The sequence below is a fragment of the Rhizobium esperanzae genome (genome assembly GCF_002204185.1).
GTDB lineage: Bacteria > Pseudomonadota > Alphaproteobacteria > Rhizobiales > Rhizobiaceae > Rhizobium > Rhizobium esperanzae.
In genome coordinates, this window is record NZ_MXPU01000010.1 from 36,076 (window position 1) to 59,580 (window position 23,505).

Annotated in this window: 21 protein-coding genes and 1 pseudogene; 9 read left to right on the plus strand and 13 right to left on the minus strand. The window is 61.8% G+C overall.

Annotated elements, in window-relative coordinates; translation table 11 throughout:
• Positions 1 to 2 precede the first annotated feature (2 nt).
• The gene (locus tag B5E41_RS16160; protein ID WP_088395183.1) at positions 3 to 1,148 is read left to right on the plus strand and encodes a right-handed parallel beta-helix repeat-containing protein; all 1,146 of its coding nucleotides are present in this window, start codon (positions 3 to 5) and stop codon (positions 1,146 to 1,148) included.
• A 90-nt stretch (positions 1,149 to 1,238) separates the two neighbouring features.
• Positions 1,239 to 2,042, plus strand: coding sequence for a non-homologous end joining protein Ku (gene ku, locus B5E41_RS16165; RefSeq protein WP_088395185.1), 804 nt, complete (start codon positions 1,239 to 1,241; stop codon positions 2,040 to 2,042).
• Positions 2,043 to 2,143: 101 nt separating this feature from the next.
• Here the strand turns inward: ku (B5E41_RS16165) and ligD are convergent, their stop codons facing one another.
• The 4 genes from ligD to B5E41_RS16185 all read right to left on the minus strand — a co-directional run bounded on the left by ligD (position 2,144) and on the right by B5E41_RS16185 (position 6,083).
• Entirely contained in the window at positions 2,144 to 4,654 is a 2,511-nt protein-coding gene (ligD, locus tag B5E41_RS16170; protein ID WP_088395187.1) for a DNA ligase D, read from the minus strand.
• A gap of 1 nt (position 4,655) precedes the next feature.
• The gene (gene ku, locus B5E41_RS16175) at positions 4,656 to 5,507 is read right to left on the minus strand and encodes a non-homologous end joining protein Ku (RefSeq protein ID WP_088395189.1); all 852 of its coding nucleotides are present in this window, start codon (positions 5,505 to 5,507) and stop codon (positions 4,656 to 4,658) included.
• Positions 5,508 to 5,525: 18 nt separating this feature from the next.
• Positions 5,526 to 5,756 (minus strand): DUF2188 domain-containing protein, encoded by a 231-nt coding sequence (locus B5E41_RS16180; RefSeq protein WP_064800643.1) that lies wholly within the window; start codon positions 5,754 to 5,756, stop codon positions 5,526 to 5,528.
• A 66-nt stretch (positions 5,757 to 5,822) separates the two neighbouring features.
• Positions 5,823 to 6,083 carry a hypothetical protein gene (locus tag B5E41_RS16185; protein ID WP_011423984.1) on the minus strand — a complete coding sequence of 87 codons (261 nt, stop codon included), beginning with the start codon at positions 6,081 to 6,083 and terminating at the stop codon, positions 5,823 to 5,825.
• A 144-nt stretch (positions 6,084 to 6,227) separates the two neighbouring features.
• Between B5E41_RS16185 and B5E41_RS16190 the strand changes: the two genes are divergently transcribed.
• From B5E41_RS16190 to B5E41_RS16200, 3 genes and pseudogenes are all read left to right on the plus strand, one after another.
• The gene (locus tag B5E41_RS16190) at positions 6,228 to 6,662 is read left to right on the plus strand and encodes an OsmC family protein (RefSeq protein ID WP_088395191.1); all 435 of its coding nucleotides are present in this window, start codon (positions 6,228 to 6,230) and stop codon (positions 6,660 to 6,662) included.
• A gap of 47 nt (positions 6,663 to 6,709) precedes the next feature.
• Positions 6,710 to 8,193, plus strand: a pseudogene (locus tag B5E41_RS16195) (FAD/NAD(P)-binding protein).
• Between the two features lie 110 nt (positions 8,194 to 8,303).
• On the plus strand, positions 8,304 to 9,209 hold the full coding sequence (locus tag B5E41_RS16200; protein WP_088395193.1) for a DMT family transporter: 906 nt from the start codon (positions 8,304 to 8,306) through the stop codon (positions 9,207 to 9,209).
• Here the strand turns inward: B5E41_RS16200 and B5E41_RS16205 are convergent.
• The 5 genes from B5E41_RS16205 to B5E41_RS31735 are packed head-to-tail and all read right to left on the minus strand — an operon-like array spanning position 9,175 to position 15,198.
• Positions 9,175 to 10,854, minus strand: coding sequence for a VOC family protein (locus tag B5E41_RS16205; protein WP_245303100.1), 1,680 nt, complete (start codon positions 10,852 to 10,854; stop codon positions 9,175 to 9,177). The two genes, B5E41_RS16200 and B5E41_RS16205, sit on opposite strands and share 35 nt — an antisense overlap.
• 21 nt (positions 10,855 to 10,875) lie before the next feature.
• On the minus strand, positions 10,876 to 12,471 hold the full coding sequence (locus tag B5E41_RS16210) for a response regulator (RefSeq protein WP_088395195.1): 1,596 nt from the start codon (positions 12,469 to 12,471) through the stop codon (positions 10,876 to 10,878).
• 4 nt (positions 12,472 to 12,475) lie between these two features.
• The gene (locus B5E41_RS16215) at positions 12,476 to 12,901 is read right to left on the minus strand and encodes a response regulator (protein ID WP_064800648.1); all 426 of its coding nucleotides are present in this window, start codon (positions 12,899 to 12,901) and stop codon (positions 12,476 to 12,478) included.
• Entirely contained in the window at positions 12,888 to 15,032 is a 2,145-nt protein-coding gene (locus tag B5E41_RS16220; RefSeq protein WP_088395197.1) for a sensor histidine kinase, read from the minus strand. Before B5E41_RS16220 ends, B5E41_RS16215 begins: the two co-directional genes overlap by 14 nt.
• Positions 15,022 to 15,198 carry a hypothetical protein gene (locus B5E41_RS31735; RefSeq protein ID WP_176439413.1) on the minus strand — a complete coding sequence of 59 codons (177 nt, stop codon included), beginning with the start codon at positions 15,196 to 15,198 and terminating at the stop codon, positions 15,022 to 15,024. Before B5E41_RS31735 ends, B5E41_RS16220 begins: the two co-directional genes overlap by 11 nt.
• 28 nt (positions 15,199 to 15,226) lie before the next feature.
• Here B5E41_RS31735 and B5E41_RS16225 point away from each other — a divergent pair, with 28 nt between their 5' ends.
• From B5E41_RS16225 to B5E41_RS16235, 3 genes are all read left to right on the plus strand, one after another.
• Positions 15,227 to 15,604 (plus strand): response regulator, encoded by a 378-nt coding sequence (locus B5E41_RS16225; RefSeq protein WP_088395199.1) that lies wholly within the window; start codon positions 15,227 to 15,229, stop codon positions 15,602 to 15,604.
• 479 nt (positions 15,605 to 16,083) lie between these two features.
• On the plus strand, positions 16,084 to 16,788 hold the full coding sequence (locus B5E41_RS16230; protein WP_088395200.1) for a helix-turn-helix transcriptional regulator: 705 nt from the start codon (positions 16,084 to 16,086) through the stop codon (positions 16,786 to 16,788).
• A gap of 29 nt (positions 16,789 to 16,817) precedes the next feature.
• On the plus strand, positions 16,818 to 17,255 hold the full coding sequence (locus B5E41_RS16235) for a response regulator (protein ID WP_088395201.1): 438 nt from the start codon (positions 16,818 to 16,820) through the stop codon (positions 17,253 to 17,255).
• A 130-nt stretch (positions 17,256 to 17,385) separates the two neighbouring features.
• On the opposite strand, the gene B5E41_RS16240 is transcribed toward B5E41_RS16235, so the two are convergent.
• From B5E41_RS16240 to ybaL, 4 genes are all read right to left on the minus strand, one after another.
• On the minus strand, positions 17,386 to 18,102 hold the full coding sequence (locus B5E41_RS16240; RefSeq protein ID WP_088395202.1) for a sensor histidine kinase: 717 nt from the start codon (positions 18,100 to 18,102) through the stop codon (positions 17,386 to 17,388).
• 171 nt (positions 18,103 to 18,273) lie between these two features.
• A complete protein-coding gene (secD, locus tag B5E41_RS16245; RefSeq protein WP_088395203.1) occupies positions 18,274 to 20,823 on the minus strand; it encodes a protein translocase subunit SecD in 2,550 nt (849 codons plus the stop codon).
• 84 nt (positions 20,824 to 20,907) lie between these two features.
• A complete protein-coding gene (locus B5E41_RS16250) occupies positions 20,908 to 21,291 on the minus strand; it encodes a hypothetical protein (RefSeq protein ID WP_088395204.1) in 384 nt (127 codons plus the stop codon).
• Positions 21,292 to 21,345: 54 nt separating this feature from the next.
• Positions 21,346 to 23,163, minus strand: a complete 1,818-nt coding sequence (gene ybaL, locus B5E41_RS16255) for a YbaL family putative K(+) efflux transporter (RefSeq protein WP_088395205.1) — start codon at positions 23,161 to 23,163, stop codon at positions 21,346 to 21,348.
• A 34-nt stretch (positions 23,164 to 23,197) separates the two neighbouring features.
• Here ybaL and B5E41_RS16260 point away from each other — a divergent pair, with 34 nt between their 5' ends.
• Positions 23,198 to 23,494: a helix-turn-helix domain-containing protein gene (locus B5E41_RS16260; RefSeq protein WP_088395324.1), complete on the plus strand. Its 297-nt coding sequence runs from the start codon at positions 23,198 to 23,200 to the stop codon at positions 23,492 to 23,494.
• Positions 23,495 to 23,505 lie beyond the last annotated feature (11 nt).

Genomic DNA, 23,505 nt, shown 5'->3' on the forward strand with positions numbered 1-23,505 from the left:
CGATGCCCGCAATCCTGCGAAAAAAAGTTCACGGCGCGTCCACCCGGGCTGAGGTCATCGACGGGGCAGAGGATATCGGCGTCGCCTATCAGGTGTTTTCCGATACGGTGGTCGAAGACGTCATCGTCAAGAACTCGCCTCGTGGCTTCAAGTTTCACAACGGCAACAACCTCGTCGTCAGGCGCTGCGAAACGGAGAATGTCAAGGGCGACGGCATCTACCTAACGAAAACGAAGAACGTTCTTCTGGAAAACAACCGTATGGGGGCGGCTCCGGGCGAGGGCGCGGACTGCTGCCAGTTCGCCTATCAGAACAGCGACGACAATATCAGTTCGGACGTCGTGATCCGCGGCAACCTCTTCCTGCAGTCGCCGACGAGCACCTCGAACAAGGGCGCCCTGGTCTGCGATAAAACCCGGAACTATCTCGTCGAGTACAATTTCATCGGCGGCAAGAATTTCTCCTTTTCATCGGTCGGCGACGATGCCGTGGTGCGCAGCAACATCATGCGCGACGGCAGGATGAACGACTATTCCTTCGGCTACGGCATCGGCGACAAGGCAGACCGTACCGGCCATCACGTCTATGACAATTGGATCGAGAACAACAATCGCGGCATCAGCCTGAGCGGCTTTTCCGACCAGGAGCGGGCCTTTCGCAAAGATATCGACATCCACGACAACGTCATCAACGGATGCGACATCGCCTTCTTCGCCAATCGGCCATGGTCGGGGAGCTTCCGGCGCAACATATTCATGCGATGCGGCCAGGACATGGTTCTGTCGGGAAAGGGCAAGGCCACCGCCGGCGAGATCGACGGCAATTACCACAATGACGGCAGCTTCTTGAACCTTGTGGCGCCGCCGCTCCGCTTCAATCCCGACGGCAAGGCCTCCGTCGCCTCGGGTGAATGGACATCCGAGCCCGATGAGATCGTCATCCAGTGGCGCGACAAGGGATTGGATATTCCTGACGCCAACCGCCCTTCCATTGCCGTCGAGCCCGGGATGGAACTGTCCTGTGTGCTGTTGGCCCGAAAGGGCCGCAATTGGATGCTGGCGATCGCCGAGACCGCTTATGACGAGTTCATGCCGCGCGCATGGCAGGAAAAGATGCTGCCGTGGCAGAAGCGGTATCTCTCGATCTGAATCAAGTACTGCCGGTATGCCAGGCCCGGAACCAAAGGCCGGTTTTGCCGTTGATCGCCATATCCACCGTGTCGGGAGGGAAGGGCCGCCATGGCACGCCAGACATTCTGGAAAGGCTATCTCAAGCTCTCGCTCGTCACCGCCTCCGTCTCGCTGACGCCGGCGACGACTGAAAGCAACAAGGTGCGATTCCACGTCCTCAATCGCCAGACGAAAAATCGCGTCGAAAGCCGCTATGTCGACAGCGTTACCCATAAACCGGTGGCTGACCGGGACCAGGTGAAGGGTTATCCGCGCGGCGAGGACGATTATGTTCTTCTCGAAGACGAGGAGATCGAGGAAGTCGGGCTCGAAAGCACCCGCACCATCGATATCGACAGCTTCGTCCCACGCGGCTCGATCGATTGGATCTGGTACGACAAGCCGCATTTCCTGGCGCCGGAGGACAAGGTCGGCGTGGAAGCCTTCTGCGTCATCCGCGAAGCGATGAAGGCAAACGACGTCGTCGGCATTGCCCGCCTGGTTCTCTATCGCCGCGAGCGCGCCGTGCTCCTGGAGCCGCAAGGCAAAGGCATCGTGCTCTGGACCCTGCGCTATGGCGACGAGGTGCGCGAACCCTCGGCCGAAATCGACGACAAGGCGGAGATCGACAGCAAGCTCCTGACGCTGATGAAGCGGCTGGTGAAGGAAGAGACGAAGGATTGGAGCCCGACCATGGTGCAGGATCCGATCCAGAAGCGCCTGAAATCGATGATCCGCGGCAAACAGAAGAGCCTGAAGAAGGCGGCGCCCGCCAAAAAACCCGCACCGGTAAAATCGACCGGCAACGTCATCAACATCATGGATGCGCTGAAGATGAGCCTGGCTTCGGGAAGCGGGCGGAAGTCGCGTTAGAGCAATTCCAGGAAGAATGCGAAGCGGTTTTCCCGGCAAAGCGAAGCGCTTTGCCGGGAATTGCGTAAATCCCAAAGGTCAGCGCGGGATGATTTTACGCTCTAACGCTTCTTCTTTTCCAACGGTTTGGCTGCAGCGAAAAATCCGTCCCAGGGATCTCGCGGCAGCGCGTCGAGCCGGGTCGGCGTATTGTCCACGGTGAAATAGGTCGGTCCGACGTCGACGGTGAGCTCGCTCCATTCCAGCGGCATCGAGACCGCCGCACCTGGCCGCGCCCGTGCCGAATAGGGCGCGACCGCCGTATTGCCGCGGCCGTTGCGGAGATAGTCGATGAAGATCCTCCCCGTGCGCTTGGCCTTCGTCGCCGTCGCCAGATAGCGGTCTGGACGGTCGGCGGACATGCTGTCGGCAAGCCATTTGGCGAAACCCTTCACCTCGGCCCAACCGGCCTTCGGCGTGAGCGGCGTCACCACATGCAGCCCCTTGCCGCCTGAGGTCTTGACGAAGGCGGCGAGGCCTTCGGCCTCCAGCCGCTCCTTCAATTCGTAAGCGGCGGCGATCACATCTGCCCACGCCACCTCATCGTCCGGATCGAGGTCCATGGTGATCATATCGGGCTTTTCCCAATTGTCGGTCGAAGCGCCCCAGGGATGGATTTCAAGCACGGCCGATTGCACCAGCGCCACGATACCGTCGAAATCGGTAATTCTGAGCAGCTTTTCCCCCTGCTTGTCCTTGGGATCGGTAATCTCCTCGATATGCGGATTCATGCCCTTCCAGGCATGTTTCTGGAAAAACCGCTGCCGGCCGTTGATCCCGTCCGGCAGGCGCAGGAGCGCCAGCGGCCGGTTGACGACATAAGGCGCCATGAAGCGCCAGACGTGGGCGTAATAATTGGCCAGCCCCTCCTTGGTAACGCCCTCGTCCGGCCAGTAGATGCGGTCCGGGTGGGTCAGCGTCACCGCTGATTTCGGCAGGGGAGGGGCCATGGTCTTTTCCGTCTCGCGCGTCACATCTTTCGCAGGCTTGTCTTCTCGCAGGCTGCGGAAGGCTGCATGGCGCAGATTGCCGTCAGCCGACCAGGCGCGGAACTCGACTTCGCCGACCAGCTGCGGCTTGACATAGATCAGCCCGCGCCGTTCCTCTGACGTCAGCTTGTCATCGAACGAGTTTTCGTTCTGCGTCAGACGCGACAATTTCTCGTAAAGCAGTTGAGCGGTTGCTGCCGTATATCCAGTGCCGACGCGCCCGACATGCTTGAGTTCGCCGCCTTGGTAATAGCCCATCGCCAGTGAGCCGATCGCATTCTTCATCGATGTCGACGGCACGTAGCCGCCGATGACGAATTCCTGCCGGTGCGAGCATTTCGATTTGGTCCAATCGCCTTTGCGTCCCGATCTGTATTTGCTGTCGCGCAGTTTGGAAATCACCCCTTCGAGGCTGAGCCGGCAGGCATGGTCGAGCACGAGTCCGCCGCTTTCGTTGAAATGCGCGCTGTAACGCAGCTTGTCGTTATCGTCCGGCAGCAGGCTTTCGAGCAGCTGCTTGCGATCGATGAGCGCCACATCGACGAGGTTGTAGCCGTCGAGGTGGAGAAGATCGAAGGCATAGAAGACGAAGCGATCGTTGCGGCCCTCGCTCAGATCGTGCTGAAGTGCCGAGAAGTCCGAGGCGCCGGTATCGCGCTCGACGACGATTTCGCCGTCGATCACCGCCGATTGCACCGGCAGGGCGGCAAAGGCCTCGACCACATCGCTGCCGAATTTCTCCGTCCAGTCGAGGCCGCTGCGGGTCAACATTCTCACCTTGCCGTTCTCGACTCTGACCTGCAGCCGGTAGCCGTCGAACTTGATTTCGTGGATCCAGCGGTCACCCGCCGGCGGCTTCGGTTTCAGCTTGGCAAGCACCGGTTCGATGAAGTCGGGCATTGCGCCCTTGCGCGCGCCTTTAGGCCATTGGCGTTCGCCGGATCCCGACGGCTTCGCCTTTTGTGCCGGCGTCTTGGCGGCAACCGCCTTGCCGTTTCCGGATCTGGACTTCCAGGTCGCATCGGGATTTTCCACCACCTCTTCAAGCTGCCGGCCTGTCTTGGCCGATTCCGGCCGTTCCTCGAGAATGTCGCCGTCATGGCGCGCCTCGGCATCGTCCCCCTTGATCAGCAGCCAGTTCTCGCGCGCCTCGCCGGGCCGGCCGTGCATGCGCACGAGGTGCCAGCGTCCCTTCAGCTTCTCGCCGTCGAGCTCGAATTCCAGATGACCTTTCCGATAGGCCTTGTGAGCGTCGCCGACCGGCGTCCAAGTGCCGCGGTCCCAGACGATGACGGTGCCGCCGCCATACTGCCCTTTCGGGATGATGCCTTCGAAATCGCCATAGGACAGCGGGTGGTCTTCGACATGAACGGCCAGGCGCTTGTCCTCCGGGTTGAGGCTCGGCCCTTTGGTCACCGCCCAGCTCTTCAGCACCCCATCCATTTCGAGCCGAAAATCATAATGCAGCCTTGTCGCATCATGCTTCTGGATGACGAAGCTGTTGCCGGTGCTGCGGCCCTTCTGCCCTCGCGGCTCCGGTGTGAGTTTGAAATTGCGCTTCGCCTGATAGGTCTCGAGAGCCATCTCAGCCTGCCTTCTTCCTTTGGCTGTCGCTGCGCGCCGGCGCCTTCTCCTTTGCCGGTGGCTTCGTCGCCGCCTTGCCGCTCATCTTGGCGCTTTGGCGCAGCGCTTCCATCAGATCGACCACCTTGCGCTCCGGCGCCGGTTTCTTCTTCGGCGGCGCCCGGCCCTCGATCTTTGCCTTCACCAATTCGACGACGGCGGCTTCGTAACGGTCCTCGTAGGCGCTCGGATCGAAGCTGCCGTGCTTGGTCTCGATGATATGCCCGGCGAGCTCGAGCATTTCCTTGTCGAATTTGATATCGAGAATCTCTTTGAAGACGGTGTCGGCCGAGCGCACCTCATAATCGAAGTTCAGCAGGGTCGCGATGATGTGAGTGTCATGCGGCCGGATCAGTAGCGTTCGGTTGCGCCGGAAAAGCACAGCTTCGGCCAGCGCCGCCACCTTGGCGTCGCGCATGCCCCGGACGATCAGAGACAGCGCTTCTTCATCATGCTCATCGACGGGTGCGAGATAATAGGGACGGTCGAAATAGAGCTTGTCGATATCGTCATAGGCAATGAAAGACTTGACGTTGAGCACCTTGTCGCTTTCCGGCATGATCTCGGCGATCTCGTCGCCTTCGATGACGATGTAATCGCCGTTATCCATCTGATAGCCCTTGACCTGGTCGTCGCGCTCCACCGGCTTGCCGGTCTCGCTGTCGACGAATTGCCGTTCGACGCGATGGCCGGTTTTGCGGTTGATGATGTTGAAGGAAACGCGGTCGGAGGAGGAAATGGCGGTGTAGAGCCCGACGGCGCAAGCAAGGTCGCCTACCTTCAGATGACCTTTCCAGCTTGCCCGCGCGGCCATGCCATCCTCCGTTGCAAATCAGAGCCGACTGCTGCTCTTGTCGGTTTCGAGCTCCTGGAACGCCCAGCCGCCGTCGGGTGCAGGATAGGCGAGCAACGCGTCGCCGTCGCCGATTTTCTGACGTGACGCAGCATCCTTGGCGTGGACAATCGCTTCCTCAGCCGTCGCATAGGTCTCCGACAGCGTATCGCCGAGCTTGTAAGCCCAACCATTGTCATGCGGCACGACCTGATAGGTGATATCGGCCATTTCGGATCTCCTCTTTTCACTTCGGCGGCGGAGCCGAAAACCGCGCACAGTTTTCGGTATCAAGCCCTAGTTCCGATTTGGTTTGCGCCTTTCATCGAGCGCGATGATCTTTTCCAGGGAGGCGATATCCTCGCTGGTGACGACGGGAACCGGATCGGCCGCGATCGCCTCCAGCACCTCCTGCGAGATGGCGCCGTTGCGGATCGCCCATTCCAGCGTCTCGCGCGTTTCCCGCTCGGCCTTGAGCTGTGCATAGAGAGCGACGATCAGCCGGTCGCGGGCGTCCATCCGCCGGCCCCGACGATCCATGCTGCGGACATGCGGCATCGCTCTGCACCTTTGTCACTGATTTCGTTCAGGTGTAGTCAACTGATGACGGATGGAAAGGTTCCGTTACCAGTCACTACAACGCCGTTGCGGGCCGCGGCGCAACTCGCTATCTCTGCGAAGGCTATTGTTAGAGGATTTTTCATGGCCGATCACAAGGCACGCCCCCGTCCGACCGGCGCTATCGCCACCCTCGGCCGCACCGGCTTTCCGCATGTCACGTCCACGACCAAGGGTGAGATCGATATCGTCACTGCGCCGTCGCAGCCGGGCTTCAGCCCGCTCGATCTGCTCTACGCCTCGCTTTCGGCCTGTCTCGTGCTCAGCGCCCGCATTGCAGCCAGTCAGATGGGCGTTCTCGACAGGATCAGCGAGATCACTGCCGACGTCACCGGCGAGAAGGCGGCGGAAGGGCTCTCACGTGTTGCGAAATTCAATATCGTCTTCTCGATCAAGGGCGATGTCGACGAAGAGACTCGCCGCAAGATCGTCGACGCCGCCGAAGACGAGATCTGCACGGTCAGCAACACCATCCGCGGCACTCCCGAATTCTCGACCGTAATATCGAAACAAGACTGATCTTCATAATTATTATAGACAATTATGGCCGGAGGATTGCACGAGTCATGTCCGGCTTCTATGCTCGGGCATCGAAGCAACGGTGTCGGCCATCATGCAGCCCAAGCCTCTGTCGATGTCCGACCAGCCCGTCGTCGCCATCATCGGCGGTGGCCTCTCCGGCGCGGGCGTCGCCTATCATCTCGCCCGTGCAGACGGTGGCGAGCGTCCCGTCAGCGTGGTCTTCGAGCCGCGGGCGGAACTCGGCCGTGGTCTTGCCTATGACACGGACGACCCGGCCCATCGCATCAATGTTCCCGCCGCCAAGATGAGCCTGCAGCCCGACGACCAAGGCCAATTCCAGGCCTGGATCGAGGCCCGCGATGCCCTCGCTTGCGACCCGCAGGCAAGACGGCCCGATGGCCTGCTCTTTCCCCGGCGCCGGCTGTTCGGCGATTATGTCGCCTCTCTTCTGAAGCCGCTGCTGGCAGACGGCAGCGTGCGTCATTGCCGCGCCGCCGTGACCCATGTCGAGCGCCGGGCCGGCCGCTGGTTGATCCGCGACGATAAAGGCGGCGTGTTGCTGGCCGATATCGTTGCGATCGCCACCAGCCATCCGCCGCCGGCGGCCCCCGGCCGGCTTGCGGCCCGGCTTGCCGCCCATCCCCGTTTCGTCGCGGACAGCACGAAACCAGCTGCGCTTGAGGTGATCCGTCCCCAGGACCGGGTGCTCGTCATCGGCAATGGCTTGACTGCCGCCGATGTCATTGCCTCGCTCGCTGAACGCGGGCATCGCGGTCCGGTGACGGCAATCTCGCGCCGCGGTCTGCGCTCGCGCGGGCATGCGCCGGTGCCGCAGCCGCTGTTCGGCGATTTCCTCGCCGATGCGGCCCATTCCGCCGTTTCGCTGCTGGCGGCAATCCGCGCCGCCATCAGCGCCGCGGAAGCGCAAGGCATAAGCTGGCATGGGGTGATTGATCAGGTGCGGGCGCAGGGACGCGATCTCTGGCAGGCGCTGCCGGTCGCCGAACGGCGCCGTCTCGTCCGCCATCTGCGTCCCTATTGGGATGTGCATCGTTTCCGCATCGCGCCGCAGGTGGAAGCCGCGCTCGACGCGGCGATTGCCGCCGGTCGCCTGGAAATCCTCGCCGGGTCGGTCGCCGATGCGCGCATTGAAGGCGAGCTTGTTCTTTGCTCCCTGCAGCCACGCCATCGGCGCCAGTCGCTGGAGCGGAGCTACGACGCTGTCGTCGTCACCACTGGGCCGGCGCATGGCGGTATTCTCGAAACTCAGCCCTGGCTCGCGGCGCTTGCTGCAAGCGACCACCTGTCGCTTGATCCGACAGGGCTCGGCCTCGCCTGCACCGAGCAGTCGGAGGCGATCGGCCCGTCGGGAAAGGCGGAGCCTTCGCTGTTGATCTCCGGTCCGCTGGCGCGCGGCACTTTCGGCGAACTGATGGGGTTGCCGCAGGTGACTGAGCATGCCTTCTTCGTTGCAGGCGAAATCGCCGCAAAGCTGCGATTGATCATGGAGAGCAGGCATCCGGTCTGAATTTTTGTCCCGATGTCGCTCTTCGACTGTCGCCGGCGGACGACTTCTGCTACGCACGCGCCAATCAACGGCCCGCCGCCAATGTTCGGGCAATCAAAAATATCGAGCCCATGTCGCAGACCGCTTCCACCCTCTCCGATGCCTCGCCTTCCAATCGTCTGGCCCTTGCGGCGCTCATTCTCGGCGGGGCGGCGATCGGCGGTTCGCCAATCTTCGTCCGGCTGTCCGAGACCGGGCCGATGGCCACCGCCTTCTGGCGTGTGGCGCTGGCGCTGATCCCGATCTTCATCGTCTCGCTCGTGAAGAAGGATTCGGGGCCGAAGCCGCAAAGCCTTTCCGATTATGGCTTGCTGGCTCTTCCGGGCCTCATGCTGGCGCTCGACCTCGGCGCCTGGCATCTTTCGCTCACCATGACCTCGGTGGCCAACGCGACGCTGCTTGCAAACCTCGCGCCTGTTTTCGTCACACTGATCGCCGTCCTGTTTTTTAAGGCGAGAACCAGCGGCGTTTTCCTGCTGGGGCTGGTCCTGGCACTCGCCGGTGTCGTTACCCTGAAAGGCGGACCGGCAGGGCTCGGCAATGGCGGCTTGAGCGGCGACGGCACCGCGATGATCGCCGCCTTCTTCTATGCCTGCTATATCCTTGCGATCGGCAGGTTGCGCAGCCGGTTCGATACGATCCGCATCATGCTGTGGAGCACGGCAGCGGCTGCCGCCTGCATCTTCCCGATCGCCTTTTTCTTCGAAGGGCAGATGCTGCCGGCGACCCTCTATGGCTGGTCGATCCTCTTCGGCCTCGCCTTTGTCAGCCATGCCGGCGGGCAGGTGGCGATCACCTATGCGCTGGCCTATCTGCCGCCCGCCTTTTCATCGCTGACGCTGCTGTTGCAGCCGGTCGTCGCCGCGATCCTCGCGTGGGCGCTGCTCGATGAGGCGATCGGGACGATGCAGGCGGTGGGCGCCAGCGTGGTGCTCGCCGGCATCATGGTTGCCCGAACGGCTCGCTCGTCGGCTTGACCGCTTGCTGCTCCAGCGGCGGTGGATCATCCCCCATTCTCTGGAGCAGCCACTTCTGGATGATCGGCACATCGGCGTCGCCGAGATCGTGGCCGCCGGGGATGACGTCGGAATCGACGGTGGCGCCCGAACTCTTCAGCCTGTCCTCCAGCTCGCTCGCATATTTGCCGTAGGCATCGGTCTTGCCGCTGATAACCAGCAGATCCGTGCCCTTCAGATCGGCATGCGGATAGTCGCTGAGCACAGGCATGGAGCGCAGCAGCACCGCCTTGTGAACGAGGTTCGGGTGCAGGTACAGCAGCGAGTTCAACAAGTTGGCCCCGTTGGAATAGCCGACATAGACGATCTTCTTGGGATCGAGGCCGTAGGATTTGACGGCGCCTTCGATGAAGGCCGCAAAGGCTTCGGCCTCCGTTTTGATGTCGTTCTGGTCGAAGGAGAAGGGGGTGATGCGCTTATACCAGCGCGGAAAACCCTCTTCCGTTGCACGGCCACGGACGCCGAGCAGGGTCGCGCGCGGCGCCGCCTTGTTGAGGAGCGGCATCAGCGTCGTCTCATTGCCGCCCGAGCCGTGCAGCAGCACGAAGACACTGCCGTCGGGATTGGGCGGCGTATAGAAGCGATGGACGAACGGCAGCTCACGGTAATTGATGCGCGGCTGGCCGGGCATTGAAAATTGCGGCAGAACCACCTTGAGGTCGTCGAGACTGGTGATCGCTCCCGGCGGCGCGAAGAGTTTGGTGCCGAGGGCCGCGTGCTCTTCGTCGACAGTCATGCCGGGCTTGTCGGTTGCAAGCTCCACCAGCGTTCCGCCGGGCTCGCGGGCATAGAGCGAGCGGAAATACTTGCGGTCGTGCATGTTGGTCGGCGATGCATCGGTCTTCTCCAGCGCCTCGGAAACTGAACGCAGCGCCTCCTCATCGGCGGCCCGGAATGCGACATGATCGACGGTGCCGGTTCCCGGCGCACCGGACCAGAAGCCGCGCGCATCGCGCACGTCGATGACATCGCCTGATTGCGAAACCAGCCTGTCGATCGTGCCGCGGTTGGCCTGGAAGCGGTAGCCGAAATGGCGCTCGAGGAAGCTGCGGCTCTCGGCCGGCTTTTCCGTCAGCATGGTTGCGCCGCGCACCCGCCGGACGGCATGCTCGACCGGGATCGAGGCGCCGTCCCAGATAGCGGGCGATGTGAGGTCCTTTGCGCCCGCGAGCTTGAGGATGATATTGTCGGGGTCTTTCAGCCTGAGGACAGGCTCGCCGAATTCATCCGCGGGTCCCTCCGAACGCAGGCCGAAGCTCATGGCGCGTGTCAGCCAATAGCCGATGCTCGCCGGATCGATCGCCAGCGAAATTTCGCTGATCTGGCTGTAGCCCGCCCGGCCGGACGCGCCATCTTCCCAGACGAGGAAGCTGACGAGCGAACCCGGCGTGCCTGCCGAATCGCCGTAGAAGAGATGGAGTTGAGTCGTATCCTCGTAGCCGGCCGTCTGCTTGACGAGGCGCATGCCGAGAAAGCCGGCGTAAAAATCCACGTTCGCCTGCACCTTTCGGGTGATGGCCGTAACGTGATGTATGCCTGATACCATCGAGAGCAGTCCTGATTGAAGCGTCGTCAGGAGCGCGAGTATGAGAGCTGCGAAAGTCATACCGTTGCCAATGACCACCGCTTAGTTTTGTTCCGCACAAAGCGCAAGCGAATCGCCGCGCTGCAGCAGTTCCAAATGATCGACATCTTCGAGCGCCTCTTCCAGTTGCTGTAGGGTCGGCGGCTTGACCATATAGGCGCGCGCGCCGAGATTTCTGGCTCGCTGCATGTCGGTCTCATCGCTTGAGGTGCTGAGAATGCAGACGGGAATCCGTTTCAGACGGGCATCGGCCGACAGCGCGTTCAGCACCTCGAAACCGTCCATGATCGGCATGTTGATGTCGAGCAGCATCAGGTCGATCTGCGGCACGTCGGCGATGCCGGCGCGCTCTTCGAGCAGCCGCATCGCCTCGCGCCCGTTGGTGGCGACATGCAGGTTGAAGGTCACCTTCTCCCGCCGCATCAGCTTGATCTTCAGAATCTGGATGTCGGCGGGGCTGTCTTCAACCAGCAGCACTTCGGCAAGCCTGCCGGGACCTTCGGCCGGCTGCTCTGCCGGCTTCAGGCTGGGCGGAACGGCTGATGCGGCGGGCGGCGCGGGCCGTGCCTCGGCGAGCGGCATCTCGATGATGAAGGTGGCGCCGGGCCCCTTCTCCGGTTCGCACCAGATCGAGCCGCCATGCAACTGCGCGATGCGGCGGCAGATCGCAAGGCCAAGCCCGGTGCCCTCGATGCCGCGGCCGACGAGCCGTTTGAACGGCTGGAAGATCAGCTCGCGGTGCTGGGGATCGATGCCCGGTCCGTTGTCACGTACCGTCAGGCGGCAGCTATCCCCTCGCGCTTCGCCCGAGATCTGCACCTCCGGAACCTTTTGATCGCAATAGCGGATGGCATTCGACACCAGGTTCTGCAGAAGCTGGGCGAGCAACGTCGCATCGCCCATCACCTCCGGCAGCGGCCCGCGGATGATGACGGCCCCGCGGCTCTCCATCTGCTGGCGCAGATTGTCTTCCACCTGGTTGAGCACATCGGACAGCGAGACCGGCGTCAGCTGCGGCCCGCCATAGGCTTCGAGCTTGGTGAAGTTCGAGACCTTGACGATCAGGTCTTCCATATGGTCGGCGGCGCTCAAGACATAATCGAGCAGCTCGCGGTCTTCGGCCGGAAGCACTGCAGAGCCGTGCAGGATACGGCTGAAAGACTTGATCGTCCTCAGCGGCTCCTTCAGATCATGCGCCATGGCGCGTGTGAAGATCTCAAGCGATTGCCGCTTCTGCTCCAGCTGGCCTTCCAGCATGCCATGCATGATAGCGTTCTGGATGCAGCGATGCAGCGTTTCGGGTGAAAGCGAATCCTTGGTGAGATAGTCGCGCGCGCCGCTCTTCATCACCTCGACGGCGACGGTTTCGCTGCCCTGGCCCGTTAGCATGATGACATTGGCGGCGGGATCGTCCTCCAATATATCGGCAAGAACGCCGAGCCCGTCGCGCCCCGGTAGCGAATAGTCGAGCAGGATGCAGTTCGGCCGTTTCCGGCTGTTCAGTGCAAGGCCCTCTTCACCCGTCTCGGCCTCGAGGACGGTATAGGCCGTGCTGGAGACGCGGCCCAGGATGCGGCGATAGACCTCGCGGTCGTCGATGTTGTCGTCGATGATGAGAATGCAGCAGTCTTCCGCCAAACCGTCAGTCCTCGAGCGGCAGGATCGCGATTTCGAACCAGTATTCCTTCAGCCGCTGGATCGCGGCGAAGAGCCCGTCGAGATCGACCGGCTTCTGCACATAGGTGTTGGCGCCGAGCGCGTAGCAGCCTTCGATGTCGCGTTCGTCGTCTGAGGTCGTCAGGATCACCACCGGGATCTTCCGCCAGCCGTCGTTCGACTTGATCGCCTCCAGGGTCTTGCGGCCGTCGAGGCCAGGCATGTTGAGATCGAGCAGGATCAGCCCCGGTTTCGGCACCATTACGCCGAGCATGTCGAGCGCTTCCTGGCCCGAGGCCGCCCATCGGATCGAGTTGCGCAGATTGGTGCGCTTGAAGGCGCGCATCGTCGCTTCGAAATCGTCTTCACTGTCTTCGACGATCAAAATCGGTTGCGTGTCACGCTGCTGCATTCTGCCCCTCGCGCTTTCTTCCCAGGGTGAAATAGAACGTGGTGCCGACGCCGACTTCGGACTCCAGCCAGATATCGCCGTTGTGCCGCGCGATGATCTTGCGGACGAAGGTCAGGCCTGCTCCCGTCCCGTCGTCGGAATCCTGCGACTTTTCGAGCCGTTTGAAAATGCGGAAAATATCCTCATGGAATTCCTGGGGTATCCCCTTGCCGTTATCCCTAACGAAAAACACGTTGCGGGCAACCGTGCCGTCCTTGCCGACGAACCGTTCGAGATAGCCGACGGAAATCAGCGGCGTCGGCTTGTCGTTGTATTTGATCGCATTGGTGATGAGATTGCGGAACACCTCGGTCAGCCGCGGCGCGTCGCAGACCACCTCCGGCAGCCTGCCGTCGGTGACGACCCTGGCATGCCGCTCTTCAAGAAGCAGCTCCATCGTCGCGACGACATCTTTGACGATCAGACCGATATCGGTGCGTTTGACTGCCAGCTGCTGCCGCCCGAGCCGGGAGAAGTAAAGCAGGTCGTTGACGAGCTTCTCCATCCGCTGGCTGAGACGCACGAGCCGGTTCAGCCGGCGCACGCCGTCCACGTCGAGCTTGTCCTCATAATCCTCGAGGAGGAAACGCGAGTGGTTGTGCAGGCCGCGCAGCGGCTCCTTCAGATCATGCGAGGCAATATAGGCGAATTCGTCTAGGTCATGGTTGCTGCGCTCGAGCTCCGCCGTATAGGCCTCGAGCTGGGCAAGCGTCGTTTTCATCCGTTCTTCCTGCCGCACGCGCTCGCTGATATCGCGTACGATGCCGACGAAGGTCTTGGTCTCGCCGCTGACAACAACGCTGATGGACACTTCGATCGGGAAGACGATGCCGTTCTTGCGCCGGCCGGAGACCATCCGCGTCGTGCCGATGATACGCTCCTCGCCGGTCTGCCGGTAGTGGGAGAGATAGCCGTCATGCTCGGAATGATAAGGCTCGGGCATCAGCATCTTGATGTTCCGGCCGATCGTTTCCTGCGGAGCGTAGCCGAACATGCTCTCGGCCGCCGGATTGAAACTCTTGATCGTTCCGCGCCCGTCGATGACGATGACGGCGTCGGGCGTGCTGCGCACCAGCGCGCCGAAACGGATGCGTTCGGCTTCCAGATTGTGGTTGTTGCGCAGGAAATAGTAAACCAGGATCGCGATGAGCCAGAGCGTGGCGGCGGTGATCGTGCGGTTGGCGATCTCCTGCCAGAACGACGCCTCGTCGTGCCTGACGGCGAAGAAGCCGAGCATCAGCAGCACGGTGCAGGTAAAGGCGAAGAACAGCGGCGCATTCCTGTTGCCGAACCAGAGGGCCGTCAGCACCAGCGGCACGTAGAGAATGCCGTTGGCAAGGCCGAGCGGCGTATAGAGATCGACGAGAAGGGCGGTAAAGCAGACCGCCGCCGGGATCCAGAGCGGGATCTGTGCACGGTTTGCCGGCTGCATCCACCAGGAGCGGGCAACAAGGCCGCAGCCGAAGACCACCATGCCGATCGCCGTATGCAGCGCCATCGCCGCATAAGGTCCCCAGCGATAGCCCTGTTCGGCATCGGTGACATAGCCGGCGAGCGCGATCATGCCGAGCGTGATGACGACGTAGCTCGTCAGCTCCTGCACCACCTGGCTCTTCGACGTTTCCAGGTGGAGGGAGAGCAGCAGCGAAAGGTTGGCGATCAGGAAGATCAGCGCCGTGTTGGGGCCCATGCCGCCGCCGATCTCAGCGATAAAGTCGGGCCGAACGAGCAGCTGCGAGATCAGCAGGTCGATATTGTGGAAATGCCGCCCGAACGTGGCGATTTCCACGAGCCGGGCGGCCGCGATCGCCGCCGCCAGCCCCGCCATGACCGTCGCCGCTATGCGAGAGCGGCGGCCGGCCAGCATTGAGGAGGCAAGCCCTACGCCGGAAAGCACGAAGCCAAGCGCGGTGTTGAAGGCCATCGACGGAAAGCCGGGGATCAGCGAAATAACGATCGCGATCTGCAACAGCCAGCCGGCCAAGGTGCTGACACCGAGAAGCAACAGCAGGCAGCCGACCGCAATCGCGAAGGCACGGTAGCGCCATCGCCTCCGCTGGTCCTGCAGGTCCACGTTGCCCTTATCCTGCACCCGTGTATCCTCTCCCGGTTCGCGCGGCCATTTTTTCCGAAATCGAGGAATACTCAATAGCCAGCGAACGCCGCCACCGCGCTTTTTCCGAAATGATTTTTCGATCGAACAGATCGAATTTTGATGAAATCGCGATATCGTGACGTTGAAGGACAACGAGGTTCATTCGAACAATATCCAAATCACGGTGCCGGATGCCTACGATAGTTTACGTCGACGACAGCAGGGATGATCTCTTTTATCTCGACTATATCCGCAAGAAGCAGCAGATAGAGGTCGATCTATTCTGTTTTTCGACGGCCGAGACGGCGCTGGAGGCGCTGAAGCAGCGCGTGGCGGAAGGCTGGGCTCCGCCGGAGCTGCTGGTCGCCGATCTCTACATGCCCCTCGACAGCGGCGTTGGCCTGGTAAGCAGCCTGCGCGGGGATGATCGTTTCAGAACCATGCGTCTCGCCATCTGCAGCGGATCGGATGCCGACGAGGATCGCGCGCGGGCGTTCGAAGCCGGTGCCGATCTTTACCTCGAGAAGCCGCTTGACCTCGCCGCGATCCTGCTCAATCTTGAAGTGTAGGAAACGGCGGAAACCGAATGGTGCGTTTCCAGGCGTTCGTCCGGGCGAAGTGACAAACCGCAATTGACAAGGCCGGGTGTGCATTTCAAGATGCAACCGAAGCGAAAAGAACGGAACGAATAATAAGCGCTGAGAGAACCGATTGACCCGTGTTCGCCGCCACGAACTTCCAGCCAACCCCTTAGCTGAATGGGCCTATCGGCTCTCTCGCGCTTACGTCTGGCACTGCCTTCTCGCATTCATGGATGTTGAACGCGCGAAGATTTACGATACCCAGGTAAGAACTACTGCCCCTCAGTATATCTGCCCGTGCATCACCTGTAGTTGAGGCATTTGATGATATCCGCCTTGTATACCGAAAGTCCCCGTTTCGATATCTCTCATCAACTGTCTCGCAATTTTTGTAGCTGTTCGCGTTTAAGACGTATATCCCAAGATTTGGGGATCGGGGCCATGGCGGGAGGAGAGGAAGAGTGGGAATGAACAATGCCGCGGCAACTCCTTTTCATGCCGGACCGGAGCTGAGCCGGGCGATCAACCGCACCGATTTTTTCCGTCTGCTGAAAGCGGCGGCGCAGCATTACCACTTCGATAATTTCGCGCTTGCCCGCATTTCCGAGGCTTCGACTCCGTTCGGCGAGCGCGATATCGTCATCACCAATGTCGCCGAGCGACGGATCGGCCTTTTCATTGCGACGTTGAGGGAGGCGCTCGGGACCGTTCGGGCAAAGAGCGCCCAGTTTTTGGCGACGCCCGTCCATGGCAGGAGCGCGCAGCCGGATACCTATCCCTCCGATCGGCATTTCAACGAGTTCCGCAGCGGCGTCTTCCTCTTCATTCCGCTGTTCACACCCGAAGGGCGGCGATATTGCCTCGTGCTGAGCGGTGAGCGTGAAGAGCCGGATCAGGGTGAGATCGCCGACATGCTTCTGGATGCCATGCGCATTTTCGACAAGCTCTACGAGGAAATCCTGACGCCTGAGATGTCCGGGCGGTTGACCCAGCGCGAATCGGAAATCGTCAAATGGACCAGCGAAGGCAAGACCTCGGCCGAAATCGCCATCATTCTCGGTCTATCGGAACATACGGTCAATTCGCATATCACCGCGGCCGCGCGTAAGCTCGACGCCGTGAACCGCGTCCACATGGTGGCAATCGCCCTGAGGAATGGTTTGGTTTCGTGAAAATTGGCTTCGGGACTGGGGAAAATGAAATGATCACCAAAACGGTCCGACAGAATGCCGTCAAGGTTCTCTTCGTCGACGACGAGTTCATCGAATTCCGCGCGCTCAAAAAGAAGATCGCCGATCTTTCCGAGCCGGCGGTCGAAGTCGAATATTCACCGTCGATCGGAGATGCATTGGAAAAAATCCGCGCAGCGCACTTCGATCTCATCCTGCTCGACAATCGCCTTCTGCCCAATGCCGATTTCCGCGAGACGGTGCCGGAGTTGCGCGGTATCGGCTATACCGGCCCGATCGGCGTCGTCTCGGCCGACATATCGGGCGGCTATTTCCAGGAGTTCCCGGATTACGGTGTCGACTTCCGCATCGGCAAGGACGAAATCGACGTCCAGACGCTGCAGCACATCATCCGCGAATATGTGACCTACGATGTGCCGGATTTCTGGAAGGACGATTACAGCATTTGAGCAGCGCAAAAACGGGCGCGGTTGGCGATAGCGGCATGCGCAAACAAGGACTTGAAGCACGTCCACTGGATCTGAGATCGCGATGCGCTTCAACGACGGCAAACGAAGCTGAGCGATTGCAATACGTTGCTTAGCCCGCGGGCAGGCGGATGGTGAAGCGGCTGCCGGTTTCGTCCGAATGCTCGAGACTGATATCGCCGCCAAGTGCCTTCAGAAGTTCCTGCGCCGTCGTCAGGCCGAGACCGGCGCCAGGGGTTGCCCCCGCCTTCGGCAATTTCCAGAACGGCTCGAAGATCCGCTCTCGATAGGCGGGATCGATGCCGGTCCCGTTATCGGAAATCCGGATGAACCAGTTCGCCCCCTCTTGCTCAGCCGCGATCGCCACATGCAGCGGCGATGCGCTGCGATAGGTGAGGGCGTTGGAAATGATCTGCCTCAGCACCAGGCCGAACAGCGCGGGATCGGTGCGGATGGAGGGGAGGCTCTGACTGGCGAGCGTCGCGTCGCGCGCCCCCGTCTCCTCGATGAGGTCGCTCCAGATTCTTTCGGCCAGGGCCTTCAGCTCGACCTTTTCCAGCGTTACCTGCGGCGCCCCGCCGGCAAGGCTCATCAGTGCCTTGGTGAGGCGTTGTGCGGCTTGCGCTTTTTCCAGGATCATCCTGAGGCTCTGAAGCTGTTCGCCGTCGAGTGTCTCCTCGAGATCGTCGAGCAGCAGCTCGGCATACATGGCGATATGGCGCAGCGGCGATTGCAGGTCGTGCGAGGCGGTTGCGAGAAAGCGCTTGATGCGCTCCTCGTTATCGCCGGCAATATTGCTCTCAAGTGGTTTCGTCGGGTTGGATGACATCTGGCGGTTTCCCCGATCTCTGCTGCGGCTCGCGCTCTTTTTCAGCCACGCGACGGACGCTGTAATATCTTGAATTGCTGCATAATTTTATCCTGGCAATAGGCAACAATAAAAAGAGGGCGCCGGCTCTGCAACCGGCGCCCTCTTCAAGGATGCGTTAACGACCCGTTTTCAGCTCGCCGACTTGCGCGAGCGGCCCTCTTCCGGCGGGATGATTTCGGCTGCCGCATCGGTTGCCAGTGCCGCCTTGGCATGGCGGCGGCGCCAGTCGCCGAGGAACAGCAGGATCGGTGCGGCGATGAAGATCGACGAGGCGCCGGCCACCAAAATGCCGAAGACCATCGGGATCGCAAAGCTCGAAACGGCGCTGCCGCCCCAGATCGCCATGGGCACCAGGGCGAGGAAGGCCGTCGCATTTGTGTAAAGGCTTCGCGCCAGGGTCTCATTGATCGACTTGTCGATGATCTCGCGCAGCGGCATCGACTTGTAGAGCCGCATGTTTTCGCGCATGCGGTCGTAGACGACGACCTTGTCGTTCACCGAATAGCCGACGAGCGTCAGGATGGCGGCGATGGCCGTGAGGTTGAAGTCGAGCCCGGTGATGGCGAAGAAGCCGATCGCCTTGGTGACGTCGAGCACCAGCGTGACGATGGCGCCGACGGCAAACGGCCATTCGAACCGAACCCAGATATAGATGAGCATAGCCAAGCTGGCGATTACGACCGACAGGATGCCGGCCGAGGCAAGCTCGCCGCTGACCTTCGGACCGATGACGTCGGTGCCTTCGACAGTGGCGCTCGGATCGATCTTGGCGACTTCTGCCTTCAGCTTGGTCACCGCAGCCGTCTGCGCCTCTTCGCCGCCTTCCTGCCGCTGCGCCCGAACGAGAATGCTGTTGTTGTCGCCGAAGGTCTGCAGCGTGATTTCGCCGAGGCCGAGACTATCGAGACCCTCGCGGAACTTCGCAAGATCGGCCGCTTCTTTCGTCTTGACCGACATCTGGATGCCGCCGCGGAAATCGACGCCGTAGTTGAGGCCGGGATGGATGAAGAGCACGACGGAGGCGATCGAAAGCAGCGCCGAAACGGTGACGCCGAAGAAGCGCGCCTTCATGAACTGGATGTGCTTGTCGTAAGGGCTGAAGGGGATCAACGGCCGGATGTTCAGCACCTTGAACCTGCGGCGGCGGGTAATCTCGATCATCGCGACGCGAACGAAGGCGACCGAGGTGAACATCGAGATGATCAGGCCGAGCGCCATGGTCACGGCAAAGCCGCGAACCGGCCCGGAACCGAACCAGAACAGGATGGCCGCAGCGATCAGAGCCGTCATGTTGCCGTCGATAATGGTCGAATAGGCACGATTGAAGCCCGTATCGATTGCGGCAAAGGCGCCCTTGCCCTTGCGGGTCTCTTCACGAATACGTTCATTGATCAGGACGTTCGCATCGACCGCGAGGCCGATGCCGAGCACGACGCCGGCAATACCCGGCAGCGTCAGCGTTGCGCCGACCAGCGTCAGCGCGGAGAAGGTCAGGATCGTGTGGATCAGCAGCGCCACATTCGCCAGGATGCCCCAGGTGCCGTAGAGCACGAAGATGAAGGCCGCGACGAGGATGAAGCCGACGATACCGGAATAGATGCCCATCTTGATCGCGTCGGCGCCGAGGTCGGCGCCGACGGTGCGCTCCTCGATGACGGTCAGCTTGGCGGGCAGGGCGCCGGCGCGCAGCATGGCGGCAAGCGTGGTGGCGCTGTCGGCCGAGAAGTTACCGGAGATCTGGCCGGAACCGCCGGTGATTGGCTCGCGGATGACGGGAGCGCTCAGCACCTTGTCGTCGAGGACGATGGCGAAGGGATTGCCAACATTCTGGCGGGTGATCTCGGCAAAGCGGGTGGCGCCGGCGCTGTCGAAGCGGAAGCTGACGATCGGCTCGTGCGTGTTGGGGTCGAAGCCGACGCGCGCATCCGAAAGGCGGTCGCCGGAGATTTCGACGCGGTCGAGCACCGGATAGGAGCGGCCTTCGTCATCCTGCATCATGGTGACGCCAGGGCCGGGCTGGTTGTTCGGCGCCAGCATGTGGAACGACATCTTGGCCGTGGAACCCAGAAGTTCGCGCAGGTGCGACGGATCCTGCGCGCCGGGAAGCTGGACGAGCACGCGATTGGCGCCGATACGTTGAATGGTCGGCTCGGAGACGCCGACCTGGTCGACGCGCTGGCGGATGACTTCAAGGCTCTGCTGGACGGCGTTGTCGACATTGGCGGAGATGCCGGCCGGCGAGAAGGCCACGGTGATGGTCGCTCCATTCGCGGTGACCGTCAGGTCGGCCTGGCCAGCGCTGAGGCCGGTGCCGATCGGGTTGGCGAGCGTCTTGAGGTCGGTAACGGCCGCATCGCTCTGCGAGGCGTCTGCAAGCGTCACGACGATCTGGTTTTGATTGCGCACGACGGCCTTCGGCTGGATGCCCTTTTCACGCAGTACGCGGCGGGCGTCCTGAAGCAGGGACTGCAGCCGCTCCTTGGTCAGATCCGCCTCGTCGACTTCAAGAACGAGATGCGAGCCGCCGCGAAGGTCAAGGCCGAGCGACACCTGCTCATGCGGCAGCCATGAAGGGATGCGCTGGAGGACGGATTGCGACAGGACGTTCGGCAGGGCGATCAAGATGCCCACTACGATGATCACCGTATAGGTGAGCACCAGCCATGGTGAAGTACGCATGATGTATTCCTTGATAATGGAGAGCCGGCGCTTGGACGCTGGCGGTGTATTCGTCAATTTATCATGCGCCGCTCGGCGCAGGCCTTAGGCGACCGTCGGCGGCGCGCGCGGCTGATAAATCCTGAAAACGGCGGCAGGAAGCGGCGCTTCGAGTGCCGGAACAGGGGTGGCCATGTTCCGGCCGGCGAAATCGACGACTGGCGGAGCGGCAAGGGCAGGCGATCCGGCATCATGCATTGCCTGCTTGGTCGCAAGCTTGCGGTCGGCGGCAAGCACGCCGCGCACCGCATCGCGCGCGGTCAGTTGCTGCGGCTGTGGGTCGCGGCCGGAAGAGGAAAGGGTATTGTTGAGAGCCGCCGCTGGCGAAATGACCAGATTGCCGCCGAAAAGCAGGCCGATATAGGCGAGGATGGCGAAGAGAAGGGAAGCGGCGATACGGCTCGTCAGACGGTGCTGATCCAGCCCCATCTCCTCCATCCCGGCGATGTCACTCCCGTATCGGCTCAAAAGCGCGCCAATCTCTCATTCTCGCTCCGGCGGAGCAGTGCCCGTCGGGATAATTGTAGCAGGCTCCTGCCTGTCTTCATAGGAAACACTCTCATGATGCACTTGAGCCAGCCGGTCAACCATGCCAAGCGCGATTTCGCGTTCGCCCATGATGACGGTGTCGGCGCCGTATTGTTTCAGCTCGTCGACCTCGGCGTCGGAATGGGCGCGGGCGACGATGAGGATCGAGGGATTGACGCTGCGCGCCTGCTCGGCGATGCGGCAGGCCTCGAAGGCGTTGGGGATGGCGATGGCAAGGCTGCGCGCAGCTGAAAGATTGGCCAGATCGAGCGTCTCCCGCGCCACCGCATTGCCCATGAAGGCTTCGATCCCTTGCGCTTTCAATTCGCCGATGCGCTTGTCGGAATCCTCAATGACGAGGAAGGGCGTGCCTGACGATTTGAGATTCTGCCCGACGATCCTGCCGACCCGGCCGTAGCCGATGAGGATGGCGTGACCGTTAAGTGGGCTCGGATGCACCTCGTCGTCCCCAGGCGGCACCTGCTCCTGCGCGGCTCCCTCATCCGCGGCCGAAGACGGATCGGCTGCCGTTTCCTCGCGCCTTGCGCTTTCGAGAACAGGCCGCATGCGGTCGCAGAGGAAGAACAGCAGCGGATTGAGAATGATCGAGATGATGGCGCCGGCAAGGATCAGGTCGCGGCCCTCCTCCGGCAACAGCCCTAGTTCGACGCCGAGAGCGGCGAGGATGAAGGAGAATTCACCGATCTGACCGAGGCTTGCCGAAATCGTCAGCGCCGTACCGGGCGGCTTCTTGAAGGCGAGCACGATCAGAAAGGCGGCCACCGATTTGCCGATGACGATGATGAAGACGGTGGCGAGAATAGGCAGCGGCCTGTCGATCAGAATGTTCGGGTCGAACAGCATGCCGACCGAGACGAAGAAGAGCACGGCAAAGGCGTCGCGCAGCGGCAGGCTTTCCTGGGCGGCGCGATGGCTGAGCTCACTTTCGGCCAGCACCATGCCGGCGAAGAAGGCGCCGAGCGCCAGCGACACGCCGAACAGCTTCGCCGCGCCGAAGGCGACGCCAAGCGCGATGGCGAGCACACCGAGTCGGAAGAGCTCGCGCGAGCCGGTATGGGCGATGCGGTGCATGGTCCAGGGAATGAGCTTGCGGCCGAAGACCAGCATCAGCGCCACGAACAGCGCCACCTTGACGAGCGTCATGGCGATCATGCCGCCGATGCCGAGATCGAGGCCGAGCAGGCTGTTCAGACCCGCCGACAGCGGCTCGACAGGGCCATGGCCGCCGCCGATGCTGGCTGCCGCCGGGATCAGCACCAGCGCCAGCACCATGGCGAGGTCTTCGACGATCAGCCAGCCAACGGCAATCCGGCCGCGCTCCGTCTCCACCAGCCGGCGCTCCTGTAGCGCCTTCAGCAGCACGACGGTAGAGGCGACCGAAAGCGCCAGCCCAAAGACCAGGCTGCCGCCGGTCGGCCAGCCCATGAAGGCGCCGAGGCCCCAGCCGAGCAAAGTCGCAAAACCGATCTGCACGATCGCGCCGGGCAGCGCGATGCCGCGGACCGATAGCAGGTCTTTGAGCGAGAAATGCAGCCCAACGCCGAACATCAGCAGGATGACGCCTATTTCGGCCAACTCCGGTGCGAGGCTCTGATCGGCCACGTAACCGGGCGTATGCGGCCCGACCAGCACCCCGGCGATCAGGTAGCCGACGAGCGGCGGCATGCGCATTCGATGAGCAAGCGCGCCGAAGATGAAAGCCAGCACGAGGCCGCCGACGATCGTCGAAATCAAGGGCGTATCGTGCGGCATCGCTGTCTCCCGATCTGGAAATCCCATGTATAATATGACATATATGGTCTATCTCGACCAATATGGGCAGCCGGAAATCATGGGTCAAGGCGCAAGGGAAACAATTCTCACCCCGGCTCTCTGCCGCGCGGCGCGCGGCCTGCTGGATTGGACTCAGGCCGATCTGGCCGAAAGAGCCGCCGTTTCGCGCAGCACCATCCGCGATTACGAGGGACGCCGCCACGACATCCACCGCGCGACGGAGGCGCAGCTGCGTCTCGCATTCGAAAAGGGAGGTGTCAGGTTCGTCGAGATCGAAGGGGCAGGCACCGGCCTCTGCCTGCCCAATTGAACAGGCCGAAG